General features: G+C 42.5%; 22 protein-coding genes. 2 read left to right on the plus strand and 20 right to left on the minus strand.

The window, feature by feature from the left end:
- Positions 1-86: 86 nt before the first annotated feature.
- From L1286_RS11085 to L1286_RS11125, 9 genes are all read right to left on the minus strand, one after another.
- A complete protein-coding gene (locus L1286_RS11085; RefSeq protein WP_235407119.1) occupies positions 87-488 on the minus strand; it encodes a GPW/gp25 family protein in 402 nt (133 codons plus the stop codon).
- A gap of 13 nt (positions 489-501) precedes the next feature.
- Positions 502-2,091: a phage late control D family protein gene (locus L1286_RS11090; protein WP_235407120.1), complete on the minus strand. Its 1,590-nt coding sequence runs from the start codon at positions 2,089-2,091 to the stop codon at positions 502-504.
- A gap of 1 nt (position 2,092) precedes the next feature.
- Complete coding sequence (locus L1286_RS11095) at positions 2,093-2,830, minus strand: CIS tube protein (RefSeq protein ID WP_235407121.1); 738 nt, start codon at positions 2,828-2,830, stop codon at positions 2,093-2,095.
- A 2-nt stretch (positions 2,831-2,832) separates the two neighbouring features.
- Positions 2,833-3,066, minus strand: coding sequence for a hypothetical protein (locus L1286_RS11100; RefSeq protein WP_235407122.1), 234 nt, complete (start codon positions 3,064-3,066; stop codon positions 2,833-2,835).
- Between the two features lie 17 nt (positions 3,067-3,083).
- Complete coding sequence (locus tag L1286_RS11105; protein WP_235407123.1) at positions 3,084-3,545, minus strand: phage tail protein; 462 nt, start codon at positions 3,543-3,545, stop codon at positions 3,084-3,086.
- 48 nt (positions 3,546-3,593) lie between these two features.
- A complete protein-coding gene (locus tag L1286_RS11110) occupies positions 3,594-4,040 on the minus strand; it encodes a phage tail protein (protein WP_039609825.1) in 447 nt (148 codons plus the stop codon).
- Positions 4,041-4,160: 120 nt separating this feature from the next.
- Positions 4,161-5,861: a phage tail sheath family protein gene (locus L1286_RS11115; protein WP_235407124.1), complete on the minus strand. Its 1,701-nt coding sequence runs from the start codon at positions 5,859-5,861 to the stop codon at positions 4,161-4,163.
- Between the two features lie 539 nt (positions 5,862-6,400).
- Positions 6,401-6,811, minus strand: a complete 411-nt coding sequence (locus tag L1286_RS11120; RefSeq protein WP_235407125.1) for a hypothetical protein — start codon at positions 6,809-6,811, stop codon at positions 6,401-6,403.
- A 106-nt stretch (positions 6,812-6,917) separates the two neighbouring features.
- Complete coding sequence (locus tag L1286_RS11125; protein WP_235407126.1) at positions 6,918-7,742, minus strand: enoyl-CoA hydratase-related protein; 825 nt, start codon at positions 7,740-7,742, stop codon at positions 6,918-6,920.
- 122 nt (positions 7,743-7,864) lie between these two features.
- On the opposite strand from L1286_RS11125, the gene L1286_RS11130 reads away from it, so the two are divergent.
- Positions 7,865-8,470, plus strand: a complete 606-nt coding sequence (locus tag L1286_RS11130; protein WP_235407127.1) for a FecR family protein — start codon at positions 7,865-7,867, stop codon at positions 8,468-8,470.
- A gap of 356 nt (positions 8,471-8,826) precedes the next feature.
- Positions 8,827-9,615, plus strand: coding sequence for a hypothetical protein (locus L1286_RS11135; RefSeq protein WP_235407128.1), 789 nt, complete (start codon positions 8,827-8,829; stop codon positions 9,613-9,615).
- A gap of 53 nt (positions 9,616-9,668) precedes the next feature.
- Here the strand turns inward: L1286_RS11135 and L1286_RS11140 are convergent, their stop codons facing one another.
- The 11 genes from L1286_RS11140 to L1286_RS11190 all read right to left on the minus strand — a co-directional run bounded on the left by L1286_RS11140 (position 9,669) and on the right by L1286_RS11190 (position 26,375).
- Positions 9,669-10,988, minus strand: a complete 1,320-nt coding sequence (locus L1286_RS11140) for a hypothetical protein (protein WP_235407129.1) — start codon at positions 10,986-10,988, stop codon at positions 9,669-9,671.
- 528 nt (positions 10,989-11,516) lie between these two features.
- The gene (locus L1286_RS11145) at positions 11,517-14,351 is read right to left on the minus strand and encodes a hypothetical protein (RefSeq protein ID WP_235407130.1); all 2,835 of its coding nucleotides are present in this window, start codon (positions 14,349-14,351) and stop codon (positions 11,517-11,519) included.
- 119 nt (positions 14,352-14,470) lie between these two features.
- Complete coding sequence (locus L1286_RS11150; protein WP_235407131.1) at positions 14,471-15,946, minus strand: hypothetical protein; 1,476 nt, start codon at positions 15,944-15,946, stop codon at positions 14,471-14,473.
- A gap of 183 nt (positions 15,947-16,129) precedes the next feature.
- On the minus strand, positions 16,130-17,569 hold the full coding sequence (locus L1286_RS11155; RefSeq protein WP_235407132.1) for a hypothetical protein: 1,440 nt from the start codon (positions 17,567-17,569) through the stop codon (positions 16,130-16,132).
- A 120-nt stretch (positions 17,570-17,689) separates the two neighbouring features.
- Positions 17,690-18,397, minus strand: coding sequence for a hypothetical protein (locus L1286_RS11160; RefSeq protein WP_235407133.1), 708 nt, complete (start codon positions 18,395-18,397; stop codon positions 17,690-17,692).
- 158 nt (positions 18,398-18,555) lie between these two features.
- Entirely contained in the window at positions 18,556-20,811 is a 2,256-nt protein-coding gene (locus L1286_RS11165; RefSeq protein WP_235407134.1) for a GNAT family N-acetyltransferase, read from the minus strand.
- A 25-nt stretch (positions 20,812-20,836) separates the two neighbouring features.
- Positions 20,837-21,232: a hypothetical protein gene (locus L1286_RS11170; RefSeq protein ID WP_235407135.1), complete on the minus strand. Its 396-nt coding sequence runs from the start codon at positions 21,230-21,232 to the stop codon at positions 20,837-20,839.
- 33 nt (positions 21,233-21,265) lie between these two features.
- The gene (locus L1286_RS11175; RefSeq protein ID WP_235407136.1) at positions 21,266-21,646 is read right to left on the minus strand and encodes a hypothetical protein; all 381 of its coding nucleotides are present in this window, start codon (positions 21,644-21,646) and stop codon (positions 21,266-21,268) included.
- A 53-nt stretch (positions 21,647-21,699) separates the two neighbouring features.
- On the minus strand, positions 21,700-22,119 hold the full coding sequence (locus L1286_RS11180) for a hypothetical protein (protein ID WP_235407137.1): 420 nt from the start codon (positions 22,117-22,119) through the stop codon (positions 21,700-21,702).
- Positions 22,120-22,263: 144 nt separating this feature from the next.
- Positions 22,264-24,291 carry an Ig-like domain-containing protein gene (locus L1286_RS11185; RefSeq protein ID WP_235407138.1) on the minus strand — a complete coding sequence of 676 codons (2,028 nt, stop codon included), beginning with the start codon at positions 24,289-24,291 and terminating at the stop codon, positions 22,264-22,266.
- Between the two features lie 17 nt (positions 24,292-24,308).
- On the minus strand, positions 24,309-26,375 hold the full coding sequence (locus L1286_RS11190) for a tail fiber domain-containing protein (RefSeq protein WP_235407139.1): 2,067 nt from the start codon (positions 26,373-26,375) through the stop codon (positions 24,309-24,311).
- Positions 26,376-26,450 lie beyond the last annotated feature (75 nt).

Raw genomic sequence — 26,450 nt, forward strand, 5'->3', positions numbered from 1 at the left:
TTGCCACCAGTTAAGGCGCTCGTACTATTGCGGTGGTGTAAAGATAAAAGTGAAGCGTGTCGCTTAATGCCAGAAAGTAGTGATTTTTAAACTGACTGCTCAGACAAATAGAAGGGATAAACCATATTGCTTCGGCTATTTGTTTTACGGATTAGATATGTCAGCTCGATGAGCAGTACCCCTTCGTAGAGCGCCTGTGGGTCAAACGAAATAGCTTCTAATATGATCCTCGGTTCGTGATTCAAAAGCACTGCCGATATTTCTTGTTTAAGCGTCACAAGTGCCGATTCACTCGCATCTTCAAAGACAAAATTTGAGAGCCCTGAACCGAGTTCAGACCAAAAAGGTCGCTCACCTTTTAGTGTATTCAAAGCAATCGAAATCGCTTGTTTTACTAGCGCTTCTCCTTGTGCCATGTCAGGCCCAGAATCAGGGCTTGCGAATTGAGGCGGAAAACCCCAGCCTTGCCCCAGAATTGATTGATCCATTTTTAACTCCTCATTATCCAATTTCCATTTTGTCTGTCACAACTGCCACCTTTTTACTTTCTATGGTGATGGATTTGTCCATTTTAATTTGGCTGTCATCCGGTGTTTTAATCACAACATCTGTTTTTGCAGTCATACCCGCTTTGTCCTTTTGCGACAAGCTATAACCAGAGCTTTCACCCAGTGAAATGGAGTGCTCTTTACTGCCTTCCATAATAATATGCGGCTTTTTAAAGGTGAATTTCAAACCCATTGCCTGCTCTTTAAACACCAGCCCTCGCACATCGTATTCTTTTTTATATCCACCCAAAGGAGGCTTCGCGACTGGGTTATGAACCGCGCCAACAATGACAGGGAATCGTGCATCCCCACCGATAAAGTCAACAATGACCTCAGTGTCTTGATCCGGTGGTAGGAACAGCCCCTCTTCTGGGCCAACGTAAGGCGTCAATAGCCTCGCCCAGATGGGCTCTGTTGTCAGCGTGTGAAGTGTCAGTGGGATGCGATGCAGCTTTTCTTTGTCTTCTTTAAATGGTGCGACCTTGCCAATAACCAACGGCGTCGGTGCTAACGCTTGCCATTGTGACCAACCGCTATTTACAAGTGACAAGCCCAAAGTAAATTCACAAAACCAGCCCTGATTGGATAAATGATGATGAATTTCACTAACCATATAGTCAGCTTTATTGGCCTCTCCCGCACCAGATACCGTTATGGCCTCAAGCAATTTAAGCTTATGCAGTGATTCAGCGACAGACATATCGACTTGGATTCGGCCTTGTTGCGTATCCCATAACCGGTATGTTTGTTCGGCCTTTGCTTTGGCAGCCAATTCTATTTTGTCGATTGGCGCTTGCGACTTGATCATGATGTCTTGGGTTGCACCATCCTTTTTCTCTCCAGAGTCATGATTCTCGCTTAACAAAGCTTGTGTTTTAATGTCCCACGCACTATGCTCGACTTTTTTTGCATAAGAACTATTATCTAAACACAGTTCAAATTCAGTGCATCCATCCATGGCGACATTAAATTCTGTGGCAGCTGGCTTATGCTTAGTTAAGTCTACAATGTGGATGCCACCATCTTCTTCGTAAAAAACAAATCCATTCGTTAGAATTCGATTCATCATGACTTCCCAAGGCTTTTTCTCAACCATGAGATATTGATAATGTTTGATTTTGCTATCCGCGACCGTCTTTTTTCCGGCACACGGCTTGAGCAAATCGTTGAGGATATCTGTGTCAGTAGAATCAGGCTTATACAACTTGCTTACGCGTGATTGACAGAGCTTGTTCGCCTCTCCCTTGGCAGTCACTTCAACAAATGGGGTGCAACAATAGCCTATTTTACCGCCAGTGATCACCCCCGAAAAAACGGTTACTTGCGCCGCATCCCCTATCCCCGCTTTTACTTCAATTGTTTTGCCTGGAGGAAAGTCACTTGACAGGGATAATTCGTATTTCTCTTCCGCCATATCACCGTCTTCAAATATAATCGACAGCTCGGGGATCTGGTTCACACCGCGATGCGAAACAATTTCCTTTACCCCTATTTCCAGTTTCTTCTCATTGCCATCGACTAAAATGGTGTAACGTATGTCCATATCAGCGCTCCAATGGTGGGTAAATAATATCAGTCCCAACATCTGCACTACGAATTGAAGCCAACTTATTTACGCTCGCAACTTGGTGCACATAGCCAGGCTCACCGTAAATTGATGCGACTTGACCAATGATACTATCACCTGCTTTATGCTGAAATACATGGGTTAAATCTGGTGAGCTTTTACCCGTTCTCAGTTTAATTTCTTTGTTTGATAGGCATTCTGATACATGACAAATAACCTGTGCTTTGACTCGGTTACCTTTGCCGTTTACCAACTCGCTAATCACATGAATGTCGTTCAACATCCCATGAAACCCACCATCAGCGCCATGATTTAAAACCATATTCAGTGGCATTATGGTTACAAATGCTGGTAAATGCGTTTCCCCCTGTACCGCCAAGCCATACTTTAATAGCTGCTGTATGCTATCTTCTGTCTCCGTTTCACCCGTTTCTGCCATACCAAGTTGGCCAGGCGTTTCTATGATAGTATCGTCGAGTAAAAACTTAATTGTCAGCATAGAGGTTGGCGATTTTTGGTAGCGGGCCGCACCACTTTCAGAACCAATAATTTTGGATTCCACAAGATGATTTTGGTGAGTCACATTTAGTGATTTTGGATCATAAGGGAGCGTCAGCTCCCCAAGTTTATTACCATCACCACGTTCGATTTTCTTATAAAATGTTACTTTGCAAAGGGGTAACCCACTTGCATTAATACCGCTTGATTTACTCATCGTCAGGGCCTTTTTTCTTTACCAAATTTTGCAAATCTAAACTCTATATGACGCTTTAAATCCGCTTCCAATTGACAAAGCAGCGCCTGAATTTCGTAGCGGCCAAGCGAATTACTATGTTGCTCCGGTGCTGGCGTTTGCAGAGAAGGCTCGGAGGCATTATCATCAGTCGGCTCATTCGCTTGATTTGCTCGAATACGCGCTTTTACATGAACTTGATTACACTTTATTTCCATAGATTGCTTACTCCTTATTACGAAGGTAAGCCCGGTACTGGCACTGAAACTAATTCACGATAACTAAAACTTAATGACTCAATTAATACGTCATTTCGGCTTGCATCAATTCCTTCCCACTCCCAGCTCTCTAAAAATGCGTTTTGAACTAACCAAGCCTGAGCGGGCAAAAAATTGTCATCCAATATCGTGACTAAAATATCGTTCTTAACCAAATAGGTACTCCATGCATCTCCTGCAACCAAGTTTTGTAGCATCAGCAAGCTTCCTCCTTGAAACAGCCCTCTTTTTAACGTCAGGGCCCTAGCCTGTTTTGAATTTGCAACACTTACTCGGTTATTTGTGTACTCGATGCTCCTAGCCATTTTCAGTCCACTGACTTCTTTAAAAAGGATATCAACGGGATTGGGAATACCAGCAGTCACAATGCTAACAAGAAAGCGATACCCAACCATCGGCGTTCTAGGATCTTGAAACATATTTCACACCTAAATGGGCACTTTCGTGCCCCATAAAAGAGAATAAAATTAGTGGAACTCAATCTTGATGTCATCTGCCATCATTTCTAATGACTCAACACTTGCCTCATTTGAGCCACCATTGATGCTTGGCGCTGTCAACTTCTTAGGAAATGCATTAATTACTTTCCATGTAACAAGAGGCTGTGAACGATCTTCATTCGTCAATGAAATCGTGATGTCCTTTTTATCAACTAGGTTTAGACTAATTGACGAAATCCAATCATAGAATTGGCTCTTCTGCTTCACTAAGCCACGTTTCAATGTAATGTTCACATCAGTTGGTTGCCCAGGCATGTGCTTCTTACCATAGCCATCTTTATATGTAATCGTTTCAACACCGATGTCTAAGCCTGAAACTTCAGAAAAAGGGATGCTCTCTTCGCCAAAACTGACAACAAATCGATAGACCGGAATTGGATATTCTGCTGCGATATCTGCTTTAGTAGTAGCCATATAATAACTCCAAAAAAATACTTTAATTACAGCTATGCTGTAGTGAAAAAAAGGGGTCTACTTGGCACTTAAATTTGGCCAAATAGACGTTGTGTTTCGCTAAGAACCAAAAGCTACGGCTTAGCCTTCTAAGCTTTTGTGAGAGAAAGTCAGTACGATGAACTCAGCAGGACGAACTGCTGCAAGACCGATTTCAATGTTCATTAGGCCATTATTAATGTCATCTTCAGTCATTGTCTGACCTAGACCAACATTAACGAAAAACGCCTGCTCTGGTGTTTCACCAAAGAATGCACCTGAACGCCATAGGCTCTCTAGATAACTCTCAATCATGGTTTTAAGCTTTAACCATGTGAACGGTGTGTTTGGCTCAAAAACTGCGAAATGTGTGGCTTTTTGAACCGATTCTTCGACCATGTTGAATAAACGACGCACAGAAACATAGCGCCACTCGTTATCGTTACCCGCAAGCGTACGCGCACCCCAAACTAATGTGCCTTTGCCAACAAATGTACGAATAGCGTTAATTGATTTACCTGAGGTTGCGTCAACGTTCAGCCCTTCTTGATCGGCATTGTCGATGGTCAATTTAGGCGTCAGGACTTGAGCAAGCGCAGCATTGGCTGGTGCCTTCCATACTCCGCGGTCTTTGTCAGTTTTAGCCATGACACCAGCGATAGCAGGTGACGGCGGTAGGTCAAGATAGTTTTTACCAAGTTCTGCTTTAACTTGGTTGTAAACATCTGCAGATGAGAATGGGTAAGCAGGGTCACCAATTGCTGCGAGTTGAAGCGATGGTAACATCACAGGTGTGAGGGCAAATTCATTTTCGATAACCAGCGGTGTACCGCCAGTTTCAACGATCTCGCCGTCTTCAAGTTTCACTTCTACCCCATCTGTTAAGCGGTAGTAGTTTGTATCATCTGTTGCAAAAACAGTCTCAGGAACTAAGTAACGTTTGCCTGCAGGGTTGTATTCAGCTGATGTGATGTCATCTGAATTGTCTTCATTGGGCAGTAAATAGTCTTGTCCGATCTCAGTCCAACTACCTGCGTTTAGGCAAACCAGTTTGTGGGATGGATCCTTTGGCCACCAGACTTGTGCAGTAAGCGGTGTGCTCACAACAACTTTAGTTGCATCGTAAGCACGTGCAATCGTCGTAGTTAGATACGGATAGTATGCCGCGCCATACTTAAGACCCAGTGTTGCACCTGCACGCAGTGCGACGGCATCTTCAGAGATAGGGTCGATGCTATCGGCATCGGCTTGCATTTGAACATCGACAAGTGCAAATCGGTCCATTCTCTTTTCAGCATGTACCAATGCTTTATTTTGTACTTCGTAATGTTTTGTTGTACTCAAGCCAATTGACTCTGGGCTAGAGATTAGCGTTACTTCGTCAACTTTATTGAGTAAATCAATTGCCTTAGTAAAGCCGTCAGCAGACAACATGTCACCAGCTTTACCAATGCTCACGATATAACAAGCACCGCCACCATTCGCAAAATAATGGCTTACAGATTGATGCAAGAAATATTTTGCATCTTCGAGCTCGTTAGCACCAGACATCACAGCAAAACCACCTGCTGACTTAGGCTTAAGCGTAAAGCTTTCTTGGTAAGCGCCACCAAATACGGCTTCAAACTCAACCATGCTCGTAATGCGAACAGGTGTATTCAAGTATGCTGGTGCATTACCTTCTTCGTTTAGTTTGGTCGTGTAACCAATGAAAGCCGGAATGGCGGTTGCAACTTCTGCCACTGAAGGAGGCAATGTTGATTTCTCTTGGACATAGACGTCTGGGGTTTTATATTGAGGCATAATATTTCCTTACGTTGATAATTACATTCTAATGAGCCAGTACGGCAAGAATTTGGGTAAATGAGGCGCAAGACCCGGCTAACTGAAAAACCTATCGAATGGCAAATCAATGGGAACAAATCCATTCGAGCAAGCCTGCGCCTCTTAAGACAAAGAGCCTGTACCACGGCTCCGCCACATCAGTCCCAACCGATGTGTCTTGTTAATTAAATTGTATGGCTAAGACGCCCCTTAAATGGCACTGTGAAAAATAACCGACGTTTTTTTCAAATATTTCCTATCTCAATAATAAGTAACAGAAAGTAATACGTACTCCCTTAGAATACGTTGATAAATTGCGGGGTAAATGAATACAGGTAAGGCAAGTTGATTGTAAATGAACAGATCACAAACAAAATACACGCTGCGCTAGAAAATGCGATAGCGCGGCAGCGTGTATTTTCTAGCATAAGGTGTGATTTAAGATCGAATATCGCTAAAACGGAAACGGAATGTGCAACGCAAGCAGGCTGGTTCGTGTCAATGAATGCTGTAAACGTTTACTTTGATACAGTGACAGGCTGTGTGGGCACAAATTTGACGGTTAGCTCGGTAGGAGGTGATGGATCTGGTATCCCTTTATCATTCAATGCTGGAATGACACTTAACGAACACTTTATATCGCCTTTTAGAACAATGGGGGCGCCACCTTTAAAAGTAACATCTGACAACACGATATCGTTTATGGCGCTAAAAGTGACCGCGCCACCAGCAACGTGAGCTCCTTGTATGTATGGCGACATATTGACTTTCTTTTTCAGGAACTTTTCGATGTCATCCTGAACCGCAATTTCACCATGACAGATCAACCCTTTGGATACGACATCCAGTGGTCCGGCTGTTGGCACAATCAGTACACCTTTATCCAATAACAGGTTAAATACCGTGCTTGCATTCAATATTTTTATCATCAGCTTCTTCTTGTTGTGTTTTCCAATCAACCGCATGCGTAGTTGTAAAAAAGGCAAACTGCGCCCCATCCTTGGGCGCAAAACAGTTTGCCAACTCACACTACTCTCATTCGCCTTGTAACCGACCTAATCTCCGCATGTAGTGGATCAGGCGGCTGTCTCCATTTGTAAAATTTGCAACCCATTTATCAGCTAAAAACTTCTTCGTTTTGCGTGAAAGTCCTGAGTGGTCAGCCCGATATTTTTGCAGTGCGAGATGCCCATGTGAAGATGACTTTATGCGTGCAATCAGCTCGTATACTGCTTTTTCTGCATGGTCTTTTTCGCATAAAATATCCACCAACCCCAGTTCATATAAGGTTTCAGCACTAACTCTTTTTCCAGAACACAGTACTTCCATTATCGTGTTAAGGCTGGCTTTACGCTTTAATTTTTTTGCAAATACCGAACTGGGGTATTCACCACACAAAATGTTGGAATTCATAAATTCTGCCTGAGGCTCCGCAATGACAATATCTGCCGCAAGAGCCATAAACATGCCAGCGCCAATTGCTTGCCCTTGCACAACTGAGATGCAGGTCACGTTGTCCTTTTTACCTGATAGCATTTGGTCGACTAAACTCAAATAATCAGAAGCATAACGTTGTAACCCCGTAACATCTCGCAGCTGTGCTAGTTGCGACAACAAAGTTAGATCGGCCCCCAAACAAAAAGCGCCTTGTTGATTGGCACTCAGTACTTTAAAAGTTGGAGATGAATGCACCTGTTCAACTGCAAAGAACCGATTCAACTGGGCGATAATAGAGCCACTCAAACATGCTTTTTCATTGAGCTGCATTCGAGCCCAATGAAGTGAGCCCGCCTTCATTATCGCCAAAGGTTCACTCTGATGTGTTGGTATTTTTCTCACATGCACAAAAATCGCTGCCACTTTGGTTTTTCTACACTCATTGACGCAAGCGACTTAAATTTGTGACCGATTATTTGCGATTAATTTATTGAGGAGCTAAAACCTACATTAGAAGGATGGTTAAACGAAGCAGAAGGTACGGTATGAAACTGATTCTACTCTCTTGTTTAATGTGTTTCTCGGTCAGCGCAGAACAAGTGGCTCAAACTATATTAGCCAAACATCATGTTGTGGCAAACACACAAGACACATCCAGAGCTCTAAAGCGAAAGTCTAAGATTTTTCACCAAGACTTTATCACTACTGGTAAGTTGGCTCGCGCGCAATTTAGATTTCAAGAGGGCACGATTCTTACACTAGGCGCAGATACTCGATTTTTGGTGGCTGACTTTAGTTATACACATGCTCAAAACACATCAAGTGCAAGCTTTGAATTTATTCAAGGCGCATTTAGAGTTGTGACGGGAGAAATCACCAAAGTAGCTCGACCTAATTTTAAAATCAAAACGCCCCTTGGATCTATCGGTATTAGAGGCACTGATTTTTGGGGGGGACATTTGTATGACACTGAAAGTATTGAGGTCATTTTACTCGACAGCGAACATCCCCTTACAATAGAAAACCAATTTGGCAAGGTCGTTATCTCTGAACCAGGTACTGGTTCTACCTTACGAAAAGGTAAACCGCCCACTCAGCCTGTAAAATGGTCTAAACAAAAGCTGCAAGACGCTGTAAAAACAATTCAATGACACGCGATATAGACACTAAAAAATACAAAGCAATCAGTTTTTCGGCATATAAATCCTTATATTCATAAAATGAGTTGCGTGGAATCCATGAGGGTTCATTATGAATTTTTTCATTAGGCATAAAACCCCACCTCCAAATCACTTACAAAAACCATATCTAACTGATAAGTAAAGATATAATTATCATTACAGACATACTCACCAATCCTAATGCGTCAATTTGCGTGTCCCTTTTTTGTTTGCTACTTTGCACCTCGTTAGCACTTTGGGCCCAAGTGATAACCAACTAAAACTGATAAAACTGACAAGTGAAATCCAGTGGTGACACTGGTAAAAAACTATCCAAAGGATTAAAAATGAAAATGTTTAAATTAGGTACATTCGCCGCTGCAATGCTAACTTCTGTAAGTGCAGTTGCTGCGCCTATCAATATCGCTGATACAAATGGTTATGACCGCCACACTGTATACGCAGATGGCCCAGTTAGCCGTGTTGTCATCACCAGTGAGTTTGCGCACAACTTCTCAGCTGATATTGAACTGCGTGACGGCGCTCGTTGTGAGTACGGTAACCTATATTCAAACGTTGATGGCAGCCACATTGTAAATGCGGCAGTTCAACCAGATGCAAACATCGTTGGCCAAGCGACTATTGGTGTTAACAACGGTATTCCTGAAGAACGTCTGACAGATTCAAAATTACTTAAACTTGGCTGCTACGATGCTGACAATACTTGGTACCATGTTTTAGTAAATGTACCAGGTGCACCAATTGTAAATTGGGATATTACTGTTGAACCGGCGGGTGAGTTTGTTAACCAGCCGTATTCTTTCGGCTACCACTCTGCATACCGAGTTAAAAGTACGCTAAATGTAGATAACCAAAACCGTTCTCAATCTTATTGCCACACAGTTGCAAACCGCGGTGTTTCTCTTGGCCTTTTCCACGGTAAAGACACGTCAAACGTATTCCACGCTGATGTATTCACACAAGACAAAGTATATACCAATGACACAGCTCAGCCGGTACTTTATCAAATCATTGAGTGTGAAAATGCTGCGGGTAAAACAATGGCAGTCAAAGTATTTAACTTGACAGATCCAAACGGTATTTACACTTACGAAGACCAACTTATCATTAAGTAATTGTCTCGTAAGAAATCAAGAAAAACGGCAGCTAGTTCGCTGCCGTTTTTTATTTAATTAATGAGTGTTTCTTCGTTGCTGCGAGACACAAGTAAAATGAAAACATTATCTCCTGTTGTCGCTTTATCTGTGTGAGTGTACAAATATTGCCTGTAATCAGAGATATCTCTTGGAGCACCTTCAAAGCCTGATAAATGCAAACGCGTTTGCCTTACTTCATGGTTTGTCGCATTAAACGCTTCACCATAGGTTAAGGTAGGAATTGTTGCATTTAGAGGGCCAGATACATGCCAGCGCGTGTTTTCAAAATTATGTTCCGAAGCGTCAAAGTCGAATTGCCATTTTGCGGATTGAATACGACTATCAAGCGTACTGAAACTATAATCAAACTTCATTTGCTGTGTTAGAGCCAGTTTAGCAGCACTTAATTGACCACTTAACGCGTCAGGGACAGTGGGCAGCACAATGTCATCTATCGTACCGTCTTTGTTGATTCGCGTCGTCAATCCCGCGTAGATCATTTCATAATGCTCTGTGAATGTATTCCTCAAAACAGTATAGTTATGTAGTACGTTTGTTTCTGAAACAGTCGGATAAATAGTCAATTGTGTTGAATCACTCACAAAATCCATGTTTGACAAGATTCCGTTACCATTATTATCTGTACCGTTTACAAACGCTTGCGTGCCATGCGCCAAACTGGACGTAGAGACACTCACCCCCTCATGGACAAACTGACTACCATCTACGACCACCTTGGACAACACCTTTGGCACATCAATGGCAGCCACTGTGGTCAACTCATAACCAGGTCTTGCAAGCGTGTAATAGAGTTTTGCATTGTCACCACAGACTGAGGGAGAATCTTTATAACCACTGACGGTACCTCCTCCATCTCTCGTTAAATAATATTGACTGTGAGAAATCGCCAGCGCACTGAAGTCTATTTCAACTTGACGACAATCGCAGTACGCCATTTCATCTTTAAACTCTATTGTCTTTAGTTCTGCGCCATTGCCAATATCTAACTCAGTGAAGATTGTCCGTGTTTTCGTATATGCGCTATGGCTCTCAATACCAACGAAAGACACTGATTGCGCACCTTCTGGTAGCTCTTCGCTATAGAAGCCGACACTATTTGGCGAGTCGATTAACAACGGGCTGCCGTCTTCGCCATGAAATACAATATTAGCCTGAGGATAACCAACTAATTCACCACACCTATTGCGCTTTTTAACGTTTACAGTGAGCTTTGGCTTAGTTGAATTTCCTGGAATAAAAGTATCCTTATCAGCAGTACTATGTGACGACCCTCCACACCCTCCAAGCATCAAAGTCGCAGCCATGATTGAAGACACTGTATATTTGTTCATGTTCATTCCATTATAAGTAGATATTCGGCGTCATTGTACACAAAGCGGAACCATGTTGCTTCAAACATACGTGATATTAATCGTTAAAAATGAAAATAATTATCAAAAAATCATATAGTTGTATTAAAAGTATGCGATGTTACTCCTCGCTTTTAAGCCGCTGAAACACTTTATTTTGTCCTTTGTAAAAACAGGCGCGTAATAATAGTGAACCTCTCAAGTTTGTACGACAGTTTATTGATTATTCCGCTATTAGATTACATAGAAAAAAAGCAGCCAAAGGCTGCTTTTTAATTGACTCATATATCAGATGTATAGAGAGTGTGCTGAGTCAGACATTAAGTTGCCTATAATGATTAAGCATACAGTTTGTTCCTTTACATGTTGTACCAAAGTAGCCGAACAAGTGCGCTGCTTTGCCGCACGTTCAGCCTGCATTGACCTTAACGGTAAAAGTTTAAGTAAGGTATTACATGTCGATTACACTCATTGCTTTAATCGCAACACAGTTAATGCCACTCAGCACAATTACATTAGGAAAAGCCTTTCTTTGTCTATGCTGTCTAAAAACTCCTGTGCAGCGGCTTTGTTTTCCTCATTCTTAGAGCGATTTGTACGGTAGTCCGAGGCAATTTCCTCAAGCTTTTGTAAGATAACCCGGCGCTCTAAAATAGTAGATGCCTTGTGATATTCATCTAGCTTATCCGCCACCTTCGCCTTACTCCAGCTAAGCTCAATAAACCAAAAATTCTTTCTTTGAACCGCTTCACTCCAAACTTTAGATGTCCAAATATAGGTCCCACTGTTTGGCAGCTTTTCTCTCTCGGCTTTCAGTTTATGGTAAATTTTGCCGAATTTTAGCTGTTGTGGCATCAGCTTGAGTAGGTTGGTATACCTTTCTCTTATGTCTTCTTTTTGAACTGGGCTAAGCGGACTATACACCGTCTTTCGTGCGACCTCTGGTAACTTTCTTTTTGCCTCTTCATCCGTGTATTCAATGTGACTATCATCCTTCTCTAGCTGAGTAACCCATTTATCAATACTCAGGTTCTCTTTTGTCACTTTTACCGGCTCTGGCTTCTTATTGGCAAACTCCCCCTTTGAGCGCTCAACATGATATCCCTTGCCGTTTGGATTCTTTTTAATTGTGCCATCTAGGGAGTATTCACCCAATGTCCAGTCGCCTATTGAAATCGAAGCAATTTCTTTTTCAAAAGTCAGTACCTTCGCTTTGATTGATGCACCCACTTCGGCTTCCAAAGAACCCGTTAAACTGAAGTCCCCCTGCATTGGCCAGTCTTTGTCTATGCCAAAGTGGCCAAAACTACCACCTTCTTGACCGCGGGTGTACTTAAGACGCCCTGACGTCAATATTTTCCCTTCAATGCCTCCTCTAATTTCACCAAACAACCCGCCTTGAACCTTGGCTAGATAGGGAACACCTACAAATGCCCCTGCTTCAATCCGTGCTTTTGCTTTCGCCATTGCAGAAGCCTCACCAATGACATTGAAAACCATTTCTGTATCGGTATTCTCTTCCTCTTTATTGCGTAGTGAGGCCCCTATGCCCGCGCCAAATTCAAAACCACCACTCACGTCAATGGCAACTCCCGCAAACCCCGCACCGACCGGAAAGTCTAAGGAAAAAGCGGGAAAATCGATTCCCTTTTTCCATTCTCCTTTGATCCCCCCTTCACGTTTGTCATTATCATAATAAGCTTCCAGCCCCAAAATACGTGCCCTTAACAGCTGTAGCCCATTATTCTGATCCTTGTCATAGGTAAATTTACCCCCTTCAAACTTGATTGAAGACAATCCTTGATGCACTTTTAACTGCTTGAGTTCAAAAACTTTACCAAAGTCAAAATTCCCCGAGAAAAAGCTCGAATCAATAATCGCTTTTTCATTCACGATTTTAGAATTATCGTGATCTAAGTCCATGTGGGCATTTTCAGCCTCAATTTTATCTTTGGTAAACTTGGCTTTACTCATCGCAAGGGTCATTGTCGTGTGCTTGCTGACGGGAATTTCAATATCAGCCTGTTCTATTTCGCCACCGAGTTGTTCGTCATGGTACATCACTTTAGCTTGTGTCACGGAGGCTTTCACCCCTGCTGGCAGTCCGTATAAGGATACGTCGGTTCCTACCTCAAACTCTGGCGCGGTGTCTTTTGCAACTTCAACTTCACCAGATAAATTGCTCACCGACAGATAATTTGGGATCACCTCAAAGGTGTCTGCAGACGCAATTTTAGCGCGTGATGACTTAAACTTGCCCGCCGTGTCGAGTTTGAGGTCAAAATCACCATCTAACTTTTTCTTATCCCAAAGAGGGATGTGCGCATCACCAGAAAAATGTACTTCCTTCTGCTGCTTGTTGTAGTGTAATGACAACAAGTCTGAATACACCCGTTTGTCAGCGATATCCAACCCAACAATACTGGCTTTGAAACTCGATAACCCTTCATCGTTGATGACAAGCTCATCCCCTAGTACTTGGTGAGCACTGATAATCCCACTGAAGCCAACTCCTTGTTGACTTGCAAAAACAGGAGCAACAGATACCTCCCAACCGGAACCAAAGGGAAGTTTTATGTCAACATCACCGCCAAATTGCTGACCAAGTAAATTTACTTTCGCAATGCCTGTGCCATGTAAACCTGCTCGTTTGGGTTTATTTGTCCCCTCTTCCCACTCCATCAATTCTGGTTGATTGATCCCAAGGGAGATAAATTTATTGTCCACCATATTTGGCGACGACTCAGAGTCAGCATCGTTATTTAAAGCAGGTTCTTCTTGTGCGTCTTCATCAGCGCTAATTCCCATTAGCCCAGCCACTCGGCTAGATAATTTGTCTTGAATGTATTTAACCCACGCTTCTAAGTTCTCTACCAGTGCACTGAGTGCCGCATGTGCATCTTTACCCTTCTTCAGCCACTGGTAAATATACGCTTCATCGATATCGCCCCAAGCCATGGCAATCCAACCTCCGTTATAAAACTTATTGGCTACCCACAGCCACATCTTGCCGATAGCCCAAAGTACGGCAGAGACCACACCTGCTGGTACTTTCGCAAGATATACCAATGCTTGGGCAATGGCTGTCACCCACGGATTTAATGATTTTAAAGACGTCATTGCGTAGTTAAAGACACTGGCAATAATTAGTTTTGCGGTTTGGTCTCCATTGAAGTGATCCCACACCACTTGTGAGGCATAGCGTTTCGCTACGTCCACTCCCGATGACAGAAGATCGACACCCACGGAGTCAGCATCAAGTGCTTTACTCACCGACAGCGCCGTTTTCGTTGGGTACATTTGCGAAGCAGGACTCAGGTTCTGCTCTTGCTGTTGTTTTTGCATTTCAAAAGTTTCCTTTTGTTGAGACGAGAAATTTGGAAGGTGACAATAGATTGTCAAAGAGTTGAGTAGGGAGACTGCTGGCCGAAGCCATACGCGTAACTAGGGCTTATCTTTTGTGCTTATTTTAAGGCTGCTTTGAGCGCATCTATACGGGTTTGATCCCAAGTCCAAAACTTGCTGCTTTTTTGATTGCTGGTCCAATCGTTATAGTCCTTAAGGATGTGTTTATCATCCTTATGTGATTTTCCTAGCGGTCGAGTTAGACTTTTTTTACTGTACCAAGGCCGTTTATAATCATTGCCATCAACTTTGTTGTCTTTGCTCTTAGTCGCTTTGTTCGCAAATGTTTTTAGTGGATCCACGTCTCCTGTGGCACCATGCTTTTGCTTATATTCTGATGTAATTGTGATATCGAATTCACCTTGTGGATGAAATTGACTGACGGTATCAGTACTCGTATCACTGAGTACTTTGACAGTGCACTTAAAATCAGCCTTGGGCGCTGCCCCACTTCTATATCCAGATGCTGTTTCGACTTGATGGGGTGCAGGTGTTGTCGGATTCACAGTGACTTTATATTCCACTATGTACCCCGCTGCTACTAAGTTTTTAACATGCAACTCAACTCGCGAATGATGCTCTTTGTTCGCAAAACCGGTGATCGGGTATAAATTAAACTTCAGCGCAGAACCACCTAAGTTATCATTCAGAAGATGCCCTCTTATCCAGCCCTTTTCATTGGCATTATTGCCATTATTATTGTAGACCAACGTCTTTTTCATTAAGTCTACCTGATCTGCATTTACTTCTGCCGACTCCCCTCTCGGTGCAAATCGAGATAACCTAGCCTCAAATTTATCACCAACGATACTACTCATTGTTTGAGTCACCCCACTTGCATCCACATAACTAAAATCTTTAGCCGCAAAAAATCTTATCTTTGTATCGTTAATTGAGGTCACCCCAGCAGTTTCATGGATTCTTTCTTCACTACCACCCGCCGGTATCGCGATATTCCAAGCAGGGTTGATAGAAAATTGCGCATTTACAAACTCTAAATTATGGCTGTAACCAAAATCATGAATTAAATAGGCTCCAGGCATGGTCTCTAAGGCAAGCTGATTTATTTGGTCAAATGCAGAGCCTAAATCTGACCGTTTGGGGATCAATAACTTGTAAATATGACTCAATCTATTGCCAACAATTTGATAGTAATGCCGAGCCACTTCCTGGATCTGCTCCTTATCTAACGCCACATTAAAGTGTTTTCTCGCAAAGCCATCTATATTTTGCTCTACGCGGTCTGTGGAGGTTAACTGATGCGTTTGCCAATCTAGAAGTGGTACAAACACATCGTAGTCGTCTGTTGATATACTGCCTTCATAGTCTTCTTCTTCAAGTTCAATCGTCTCAATTTCATCTTCAAACATGCTCGCATCGGATTCAAAACGAGTCACTTTTTGGCCAACGCTTCGGATCGGACTTCGTTCTCGAGGTGAGAATACAGGGTCGTCATACTTTGTGTGCCTTGATCTTCGATTTTCAACATCTCTCCGTCGCTGGTTTTGAAGAAATTGTTCAGCCTCAGATATCATATATATACTCTCCAATTTAGAATAAATTTAAACGCCAAGTTTTGGTGTGACCGTATATTTAAAAAAATTGACTATCAGGCATTGCCAAAACTGCGCCTTAAATAACACATCAAACTTTGAACATTTAAAGATAAAGCGCAACAAAACACATAAGAAGATTAATATATAAGGAGTTAATTCTCATTATTGCAAGTCGGTATACTTCTCCTGCAAATACGTTCTAATACGCTCTTGCTTATGATTTATGGAGGTGCCATTGACTTTGATTAATTTATATATTTCACTGGCAATAATTGGCAATTCCTTTTTCATAAATTGTTTGGCGCGTTTAGACTGACTATTCAGAGGGTGATATTTATTATTTTTGATATATCTAACTACCATTTCTAACACTTCTTCTTGCGACAGCCCTACTACGCTCTGTGGTGGATTGTCACCCAATATTTGCGCTTTCGCTAAACCGCTCATATCTACAGGAAAGTATTGATTACTTCTAATTGGGATTTTGTATTGTGCTTTTTTACTTTTGAGGCCATCACGATGCTTAACCATATATCGTGAGAACTTCGCTGCAAATGCGCGCCCTTCTTTTGACTCAACCCTTGCTGCACGTTGCTTTCTCCCATATGAAGGTAGCTTGTTAAGGTCAGTTGACTCCTCCCCCCAAGGGTAACTCTCTAAAAAATTGGCCCAGATATCGTCTTCGATGCTCTTGTGGTAAGTCAATGTCAATCCTGGCTCTGCAGGATAAGCTTCGTTTATCACCCTCCCACCAATGTGACTCAATACACTGGCGGTATACTCTAGTAAGTTTGCTTCCATATTGTATATGTAACCAGGTGATGAAAAGGCAATGCCCTGTTTATTCTTTTTTCTTATCGAGACGTCAAGGTCCGCTCTTTTACTATTACCCTCAAGGATACTTTTTATTGTGCCAGGGTTTTTTATTTGCATATCATCATCTAGGTTTATAATAGAGACATAATCTCCACCAACTGACTCTCTTATTTTCGATATGATGCCTAGATTTTTAATTTTCTTTATTACTTCATTGCGAAGCCCTCGATGAGGAATAACAAAGTTTTTATTTTCACTCACATACTTTTTAGTCAACGTACGTAAGACATGTTTGGCTTTTTCACGCCCTAGCTTTGGACTAGAAATTTTATCTTTTGCTTTTGGGTCTTGAGGTAAATCTTTCCATTTATCAAGCACACTCTCATGGTTTTCTTCATATTTAACTTGGTTTTCAAGCGGAAATAAGTTGTAAGGTAAACTCCAACCACTACCAAACGCAGTAAGGCCTTCGCCCGTTCCGCTCTGAGGGATTTCCTCATATCCAGGGGTTTGATATGTATTGACATTCGTGACGATATGAAAATTTGGGTCAGACGCTACATAGCCAGCCCTTTTTCTGATCCGCTGGACGTTGTTGTTTAATTGTGTAAAATTCCAACCAAATGTTTTTCCGTGAGGGACTAAACCAATTCCCCCTCTATGAATGCGCTTATTGAAGACTTTGTTCGTATCAAATTCACGCCAAAGTTCCGCATTGGCTGTCATATTAGATTGGCCTTTAATCATTGCGCCAACCAATACATGTTTTTCTTGCTGTGTTTTCATTGTGATACTCCCTGCTAACACTCAACATCTTTTCTGATGAAAAACTTTTAACACTGACATTTTAATAATTAATATGCGCTATCTAATGAGGTTCGCGATGAACCTCGAGTATTAATTAGATTAAACAATAAAAATTTTGTTTTCACTAAACGTATAGTTTGCAGAGTCCTCTAATTTCATGTTGCCATTTTCATAATCAGACTCAACCTTAAAACTGCTTGATTTTGCCAAATAAGTAACTAACTTTATCAATGTGTTATAATCTGTATCTTCGACTGCATCACTGTTAGGAAACAGCGCTTTTGCTTCTGCTTCGCTGTAAAAGTTAACATTGTATTCCACATCAATATGCGCAGCATTCTCAATATCGCTCCCATTCGCCTGTTGTTTTAGCTCTAAGCCATTTTCGAGATTTTTAGCCACAACGGTCTTTTTTAACTCATTTAAGTTTCGATCTTTTTCGACCCATATTTCATTCTCAAACTCTTTGGTCCAATGTGCTATATTCGCCTTTCCACCAGTTCCCCCCCAATTCTTTTTAACCTGATGCGCATTGTGTACTTCGCTCATTCCTTTTATTTTCGTATCACTTGCTAATGAAGCTATTTTGCCTATGTCGCCACCATTATCTCTTATGTCCTGCATTACACACTTAACTTCTGGTTGAGGGTTTTGACCACTTGGCCACACGAGTTGCGGATTAGCAGTTTTATAGTGTGAGCCTTTCCCCGGTCCATTTTGGCTATCTGCAGATGTGGGAATATACCCTGCTATGCAGGTTATTTTTTCACTTTCTCTCTTACTCTTTGTTTTTAATTCACTTAGCATACTTGATCCATTTTCCGATACGTAGGTTTTATGGTTATAGATCCGCCCTAGTATTACTTTATAGATCAACAACTTTAAATATATGATTTTATGATTGCCGACTATCGACTTGGGCAGCTCAACCACAACATTTAAACTTATTACTTATTTTTTGGTATTTATATTTTTATTCTATAAAAAACTTCTTCTGTCACCTCCTTTCCTTTCTTTAATTCGATGCTTTTAAAACCGGTGTCACTTAATATTTTTCTTGATATAATATTATGTGACCATGCTGATGTGTGAATATTAGAAACGCCCAGTTTTTTGGCATAGTATTTAATATGTGAAATCGCTAAAGCAACAGACAAACGGCCAAACCCTCGCTTTTGAAAGTCACACCCTATCCAAAAAGATAAATGCGCCCCGTGACCCTGCTCATTGCTGTTGCCTGGCTCGCAAGGCGCAAAATCAATCACTACCGCACCGACAAAACCAAACTCGGCATGTATCACGGCAAAATGCGCTTTTTGTGCATGTAATTGCTCTTCTAACCATGTTGGCCAAGTCATTTTCAGCTGTTTAAAGTCTCGAAACCGCACTCCACGCAAACGCTCAGCAATATCTGGACGTCGATACTGAATGAAAAACTCCCCTAATTGTTGTTCACACAGCGGCATGATCTTAATTGGCGCCGCTTTACTTTGTTGTGATTGAACGTGCCAATCAAACCAAGGTAATCGCTCACAGCGCTTCAAATAATCTGACATATCTGCTTTTAACTGCTGGACTTGCTTATCTTGCGAGTTTAAATCGAGTGCTAGATTAATACTCTGTTTCGCCACTTCCATGTCGCCTGTTGCCCAAGCTGCTAATGCTAAGTTGTGCAAACATGCTGAGCTTGGCCCATTGATTTCCATTCGCATGAGCATGCAAGTTTTTGCCAATGTCCAATGGGCCAAATCAATGGCAAATAGACCTAATTGGAATGCAAAAACTTCATTTTCACAGTCGACAATATGGTTTTCCCATACCTTGGTAAGCATATTGCGCCATGCAGAGCGCGAATTAACTGGTACCCCTTCTTCTATCAGTCGCGTTAAAAAGATGGCCAAAACCTGAGGGTCATATTGACTTTGTACGATATATGCTTGAATTTGCGCATCTTGCAAAGTATCAACCGTATTTTTTAAATGACAGTTTATGCGGGTTTGGCTGTCGGGGGGAAACGTACGACAAGCATGCTCGAACGCATAGCTGACATAGTTAAATGTCGCACTTTTATCATGACGTAATGCAAGAGTGAGCGATTGATTTCCATTAGGTAGCTTGATACTTTGAATCTGAAAATCAGATTCATAGATCATGAATAACCTTTTTAGGTCAACGGCCAAAGTGGTGTTTCTTGGCTGTGCTGACTGTGTGAGTGTTAATCCATGCTCAGACTGAAAGTCGTCGCTCACTAGATGTATGACCCCTTGTGGAAAAGCCTTTTCGATATTACTTAGCACGCCAGCTGCAGCCAATGGTATTGCCACTGTTTTACTGGCTCCTTGCATTAGGTAGGTACTCAATAGGCTATCCAACCAAGGAGCCAAAGGACCACTTAACTTATCGACCTCATCGCCTCGCTGAACTTTTTGCCATCGCACCGCTAACTGTTGAATACTCGGTTCATCTGCGGTTTGTGCTTCTCGCGGTTTTTTCAGTGACCAGAGTAAGGGGATGTCCGATAGTGTATCGTCGGCGTTTACTGTGCCATCACCAAATTCATCTGCTGGACCAACTGTCGCAAACTCAGCATGATACAATTGGTGATAATGGACATGATAAATCGCCTGCGGCAACTGAGAAAATATACCATGTGCAATAAACACCATCGGGTTGAGGTGTGCATCTATTTTACTGCCATCTATGGCAATTAAAGGGAAATCATTAGGACACGTGATATCCCAATCAACTATCAGCGCTTGTTGCTGCTCATAGAAATAACCAAAATCAGGGTGATTGACCAAAAGGTTTTGTTGGTAATCTCCCTCTACCGTAAAAATCATACAAAGCGCTATATCATTGAGACCTTCAGCCGCAATCGCTTGCTGTAACTTGTGTAAAATCGATAATCCACACCGATACGTGCCAGAACCAGCTTGCAGCAAATAGACAGGTTTTGTTGTATCCAAAAGTTGACTGTCTTGCGCTTCATGTAGCCAAGCTAGAATGGCCGTTACATATAGATGTATCCAAGCCTGGTTGAACGGTGTTTCAGACACCACTGTCGGCCAAATTGGCGCATCCATTGATGCTTGGAATTGGCAATGTTGTTTTTGACGCGCACTTAACGTTGTTGACTTTGGTGCTTGCGAAAGGGTTGCATACTCAACGCCGTTCATCACCTCTTCGCAGGCGCGTGCATTAGTGGGGCTTTCTATTGTCATTGTTATGACCTACGTTTGTGTTTATCTATACCGTCTTGATGATGTAGTTGAGAGCGCCAGATTGAATCTTAGGCGGTGTAATCAGCGGTCTTCCATCTTGTCCATCGCAGATCCTGTAACCACTGGGGAGTACCTCTCCATACCACAAGCAAATCGCCCCAGTGGGTGTATCGGCTACTTGAGTGGCCACCATATTTTGTGTTTGAGACGGTGCACCTTCAGACAACCAAAAAGTACCATCGACAACCAAATTACCCCTCACCGTAAGGCTTTTTGAGATTTCGATACCTGATTCATTTTTAGATACTCCGTCTTCTCCAAGTAGTAAACATGCCTCTATCCATGTTGCGAATTGAGATTCAGTCGGTTTTGCACCGCGTTTGAAGAAAGACTTCAGCTTTTTTCTCAAAAGATTTGCCATGATAATTTCTCAACTGAGATGATTGCGTTTTATTTAGAATGATTTGTGAAAAGGCACTGATTTTAAATCCAAGCTTTTCCAAGTTTGCTTGTCAGCATGCAGCGCCGCAAGTTTATAGTAGTTGTTCGTATCGCCTTGTAATGCAACAACATTTCCAACCTCTAAGCCTTGCGATACCTTTCCCCAATCACCTGTCGTGGAGATATCATATAAGCCATTTTGGATTTGTTCGGTCTGGGCAATCAGCAGAATACGAGTAGCCCAATATCTGGGGGGCAATGGCTCGTCTAATGATTTATTAAGATCAAATACCGCATCAACAGTGCCAAGAAATCCGATGTATCGCTCAAGATGCTGCTGATGTCGGCTTGTGCGACGCAGCAGCGCATTGACATTAAAATATTGCAAAGCCATTTTTTCGGCTCCAAGAAATTAAGATGGCCAAGTTTGTCACTTGGCCGATAGGGTTATACTGCAATGACACCATCATTAAATGTCACTGAGACCCATAGATTACCTTCTGTCAGTTTATAAAATTCGGTCGAGGTAGTTGGTGGCGTACCCAACAATTCAACTAGATTACCCAGTTCAACATTTGGATAAGTGATCTGATTTAACGTATCAGCAATGCGTTGATACACGCCATTTTGTGCCGTTGTTGATTGCTTGGTCAGTAAAATCTTCTCACCATCCGCCAACCCCAAGGTGTGCGTGAGGAAGTTATCATTGTTTGCTGTAGATAAATCGACATTTGCATCCGTTTTTACTGCATTAACGCGATCGATAATACCAGTATATCTGTAGAGGGATTTCGTTGCGGTCATGTTAACTGCAATTTGCTCTGCATCAATCGCAGCGAGGATACCAGATAGAGTTTTCTGTGCCATTATGGCCTCCTTGAAAAGAGGTAACGAGAATTAAGATCTCAGTTACAGGTTAATAAATGAAGGGGATGAAAAGCGATTTATCTGCAAACGACACATATTCAAAATCGCTTTTTTACTGTAATCGACTACTCACGATCCGCTTGTTTAAGCGTTTTTATCGAATAACCGGTAGCTTGTAACTTGATAGTGGATAAACGCACTGGTGCCATTATCATTGCCAATTTGGGTAATGCGACCAACAATGCCACCTTCAAAGGCCACTGTGCCCCCAGAGAAATCAGTGGAGCTAATGTCTATGCTATTTTCTGCAAACCAATTTTTGCTGCCCAGATTATTAAAGCCAGGGTTTGAAGTATGATGTGTATGTCCTGACGTTGTCGCAAGAGATGGCTTACCTTTTAAGTAGTTTTTCTCTTCTTTGCCGGATGTGTATAACGCAACAACCCTGCGACCAGACGGTGCACCGTGTTGCGCGAGATCTTGATCGAACAGCACATTTTGACTTTCATCAAGTAGCTTATTGTCATCCCATTGACTACTGTCCACCAATTTACCCAAATAAGTCACTGTGTTTTGCGCTATCAAAAAGCGCTCTTTACTTGATGGGTTATACACCTTACGAATGTAACCAAGATGGCTTTGCAGACTACCAGAAATAAGCTGCCAACTGCCATTGATGTACTGCCAAACAGTATTGTTTTGCGCATCATAAATTTTTGAGACGTCTAACCCACCACGTAGGTCTGTATCCAGGTAAGTTGAGTTGGGCTGTGAATAAGTGATGTAGCCATAAGACTGCTTGCCCTTAAAGCGCTGAAGTACCGAGTCTGAGTTCAGATCAACAACAATCTCACTGGCAGATTGAAAGTTGCTTAGCTGATCCCAAGGCGTGACATAGAACTTAAATAGGTCTCCTTGACGTTGAACTTTGACACGAACTTTACGGTTACTCCACCCTCCACCTGTACCAATGTTATATTGGCCGAGCAATTTGTCTGACCCGCTGCCAACACCCGCATACCCGAAGTAAACCCCACACCCCGTTGAGTTAGGTGGTGTGCCACCGGTATTTAGCACAATCGTCAAAACATAGTTGATACTGCCTTCTCTCACAAACGCAGCGACCACTCCAATGGTGTCATTATCGCCACTATCCGAGGAAAGGGTCGCTTCAAGTGTATAATTGTCTACTTTTTCAGACGAAACAAAACCGTTAGGCGGTGCAACGTTAAGTGGCATTACTACGCTATCGGACGATGCATTGTAATACCAAGCCGTTGCATTTGAGCTGCCACGAGATTCAGCATCTTGTTTGTTGATAAAGTATTCATTACCGTTAAACCTAGCCCAGTTATTAAATATGTCTTGCATGGTCGGCGGGCTATAACTTTGTCTTGCTTGTTCCGCCTGCTGCTGCGTTAGATAAACAAAAGATTCTAGTTCAGGCAGTGGAGTGACATTGATGTATACAATGCCTGTTTGCTCGATACTGTGACCATTGCGTACTTTATAGTTAAACTGAGCAGGCTGTTCTGCAAGCCCTGTCGAGGTGAATGTGATCGTGTTACCACTGAGTGATACGGTACCACCTTGAGCATTGCTCACGGAAATGAGCGTCAAACCCGTTCCCGACCCATCTTCATCATTTTGAATTAGCTGCTGTTTACTGATCAGTAATGCCTCTCCCTGCTGCAAGCTAAAAGTATCTGGATTACATACAATTGGCGGCACGGCAACCACTGACATCGTCACAAAGTGTGTTTTTCTAATACCGGTACTGTTTTCGACTGTGTATTCAAAACGCGCTGCACTGCCCACTACATTGGTCGAGGTAAATTCGACATTCGCGCCGTCGATGCGAACAGTACCAAATTGCGCATTTTGCACTGAAATTAAACTCACTGGATCATTGCCACTCGTGTATTCGTCAAAACTTCCAGCAAGAAGATTAGCAATGGGGATAATTGCCGTGCGTTGTGTGTAAACTTCAAATGTTTTATCTAATAGTCTGATAGTCATGGCAGATCGGCCATAGAACTCACTGATTGCGAGAGTCTCCCCGGGTACCTTTTCAACATGCTCGCTATAAAAACTGAGCGCATAAGGCACGGTGTCTCGGTACTCATCACCAATGTCCTTCAGTGATATTGGCCCGTTACTTTGTAAAGTCATCGTCCATCACCTCTTGGTTATTCAGATTCGAGCTTAACGAGCTTGCTTTGCAGGCTTGCCACTTTACCATTGAGCTCTTTAATGCTCTCAACAAGCAGGCCGACTAAATTACCATATGCGACTGACATGTATTCCCCTTCCTGATGTACTGCCTCGGGGAAAGCCCCTTGTACTTGCTGCGCAATAAGGCCCGTGTAGCGTCGCTTATCATTGAAATCTGCACGCTCAAAAGTAACACCGTCTAAGTTATTCACAATGTCCAGTGCATTATCGATCGGTTTAATCTCTGTTTTTAGGCGTTCATCCGAAAATGCAGTGACATCGCCAGTCGCCGTTATGGCGCCTGTCACCTCTAAATCACCGCTAAAGGTTGCTTCCGTGATATCTATTTGGCCAAGGAGTTTAGTGTCAACAGACCTTAAGAACTTCTGGTCTGATTCCGCCTTGGTATAACGATTGGCAGACTCTGCTGAGCGTGTCGACACTTCCAGTTGTATGCTTGACTGCAGCTGCGCAACCTGCTGTTGTCTGGTGGAAATTTCACTACCTAAGTCTTCCTCAATTTTCTGGCTTCTGGCGTCATTCTCCAGTACGTAGGTCGCAAATGCCGCATCTGACTCCGTATCTATCGAGTTAATTAAATCAACAATCTCTTTGAATGAATCTGCATCAGCCTCACTGGCATGCAAAATGCTGTCAATGCGATCTTTTTGTTCATTAATCTTTGTTGTGTAGTCGGCCGTCAATCCTTGCTCTGACGCCATCAGTTTTTGCTTGAATAATGCGGCATCGAGTAGTTTGTTCGCCCTTTGAGCCTCCACATCAGCTGCGGTAGCAATATCGGCTGCATGCTGATTATTGGTGACTTGAATACCAGCACCTGCTAATGTAATTTGCTCACTGAATGCCCAAATATTATCAATATCACCATTGTTGTTTTCAAACTGAGAAATTAACACAAATACCTTATACTGGTGTGATGTACCTTGTGAGATTTGTACAGCTAAACCATGGCGATGATAGATCCCATGAGATGCCTCTGGCGTAACCAGCTTGCCATCCGCTTGATATTGCCAGATACCATTTTCAGCAGCATTGTCCTGCGCAGTCAGCAACACCAGGTTACCAGCTTGTAGTACCACACCATCGATTTGGCTTGGCGCAGAAGAAAGGTCTACATGATTGTCGATTTCTGCACATAAGATCACCGCATCACTCAGTACCGGGTTTGCGACCTTATCCATCTTCTGATTTAACCATTGACCATGATCTGCGTTCAGCACCTTTACAGCGCTACCTTGACGAATATCTAATACCTCAGCAAAATCCAACATATCTGCGGGGACTTGGCCACCTTTTAGTTCATTGGCATTTAGGGAGGTCAAGCCAAACCCATTGCCTTCAAAGTACTTAGCTTTAACTTTTGAGTCATCGGCAATTTGAGTAAGATCTATCTGGGCCGGCAAACTGGCATTATTCAAGTCCGTGATGCCATGACCATTCCCTGTTAATCGGTCCGCAGTGATGGCCGAGTTAGCTATTTGCCCCCCCTGAGTTAAATCTATGTGCTGGGGAAAACGTGCATTCCTAAAGCTTGAAGCGTAATAATCAGGGACATCAAAGTTTTCCACTTTTTCCCATTGCAAATTTTGTCCAGTATCACTGTTATTTACATAGTGGTAGTAGCTCGCGCTCACATCCTGTGAACGATTCGCTTTCACAAGCATCCCTTCGTACTCACTGATTGATTGCTTAGTTAAAGTTGCAATGGTGCCTTCTTCCAGAATGCGGTGACCATAGGTGTAAACGCCATTTTCCGATTGGTCATCTTGCAAATATAACAGTACTGACTCCCCCGACACTAGTTCATATTTTGCAAGCGCCTCTGAGAGATCATCGCCGAGATCTGCCAGAGGCTCAGTGACTGCGCAGTCGACAATCATTCCGAAAAGATGTGCAACTAAACTGTATGTTGTTCGATTATCCGTTGCTGCATCGATAAGCTTTCTAAATTCGTCTTGAGTGGGAATATCCCCATTTTCAAAATACCCTCTTAGCTCCGTATTAAGCTCTGAATGTTTCATATTTTACCTTTGGTGATTAATCGTTTATGTGAAGAAGCGCAGCTACTCGAAAAGAGTAACTGTCAGGAAATGGCT

The organism is Pseudoalteromonas sp. SMS1, assembly GCF_021530565.1.
Taxonomy (GTDB): domain Bacteria; phylum Pseudomonadota; class Gammaproteobacteria; order Enterobacterales; family Alteromonadaceae; genus Pseudoalteromonas.

Coding starts and splice junctions, on each gene's coding strand:
- L1286_RS11085 (WP_235407119.1), bottom strand. CDS start 488: ATGGATCAATCAATTCTGGGGCAAGGCTGGGGTTTTCCGCCTCAATTC.
- L1286_RS11090 (WP_235407120.1), bottom strand. CDS start 2,091: ATGGACATACGTTACACCATTTTAGTCGATGGCAATGAGAAGAAACTG.
- L1286_RS11095 (WP_235407121.1), bottom strand. CDS start 2,830: ATGAGTAAATCAAGCGGTATTAATGCAAGTGGGTTACCCCTTTGCAAA.
- L1286_RS11100 (WP_235407122.1), bottom strand. CDS start 3,066: ATGGAAATAAAGTGTAATCAAGTTCATGTAAAAGCGCGTATTCGAGCA.
- L1286_RS11105 (WP_235407123.1), bottom strand. CDS start 3,545: ATGTTTCAAGATCCTAGAACGCCGATGGTTGGGTATCGCTTTCTTGTT.
- L1286_RS11110 (WP_039609825.1), bottom strand. CDS start 4,040: ATGGCTACTACTAAAGCAGATATCGCAGCAGAATATCCAATTCCGGTC.
- L1286_RS11115 (WP_235407124.1), bottom strand. CDS start 5,861: ATGCCTCAATATAAAACCCCAGACGTCTATGTCCAAGAGAAATCAACA.
- L1286_RS11120 (WP_235407125.1), bottom strand. CDS start 6,811: ATGATAAAAATATTGAATGCAAGCACGGTATTTAACCTGTTATTGGAT.
- L1286_RS11130 (WP_235407127.1), top strand. CDS start 7,865: ATGAAACTGATTCTACTCTCTTGTTTAATGTGTTTCTCGGTCAGCGCA.
- L1286_RS11135 (WP_235407128.1), top strand. CDS start 8,827: ATGAAAATGTTTAAATTAGGTACATTCGCCGCTGCAATGCTAACTTCT.
- L1286_RS11140 (WP_235407129.1), bottom strand. CDS start 10,988: ATGAACAAATATACAGTGTCTTCAATCATGGCTGCGACTTTGATGCTT.
- L1286_RS11145 (WP_235407130.1), bottom strand. CDS start 14,351: ATGCAAAAACAACAGCAAGAGCAGAACCTGAGTCCTGCTTCGCAAATG.
- L1286_RS11150 (WP_235407131.1), bottom strand. CDS start 15,946: ATGATATCTGAGGCTGAACAATTTCTTCAAAACCAGCGACGGAGAGAT.
- L1286_RS11155 (WP_235407132.1), bottom strand. CDS start 17,569: ATGAAAACACAGCAAGAAAAACATGTATTGGTTGGCGCAATGATTAAA.
- L1286_RS11160 (WP_235407133.1), bottom strand. CDS start 18,397: ATGCTAAGTGAATTAAAAACAAAGAGTAAGAGAGAAAGTGAAAAAATA.
- L1286_RS11165 (WP_235407134.1), bottom strand. CDS start 20,811: ATGACAATAGAAAGCCCCACTAATGCACGCGCCTGCGAAGAGGTGATG.
- L1286_RS11170 (WP_235407135.1), bottom strand. CDS start 21,232: ATGGCAAATCTTTTGAGAAAAAAGCTGAAGTCTTTCTTCAAACGCGGT.
- L1286_RS11175 (WP_235407136.1), bottom strand. CDS start 21,646: ATGGCTTTGCAATATTTTAATGTCAATGCGCTGCTGCGTCGCACAAGC.
- L1286_RS11180 (WP_235407137.1), bottom strand. CDS start 22,119: ATGGCACAGAAAACTCTATCTGGTATCCTCGCTGCGATTGATGCAGAG.
- L1286_RS11185 (WP_235407138.1), bottom strand. CDS start 24,291: ATGACTTTACAAAGTAACGGGCCAATATCACTGAAGGACATTGGTGAT.
- L1286_RS11190 (WP_235407139.1), bottom strand. CDS start 26,375: ATGAAACATTCAGAGCTTAATACGGAGCTAAGAGGGTATTTTGAAAAT.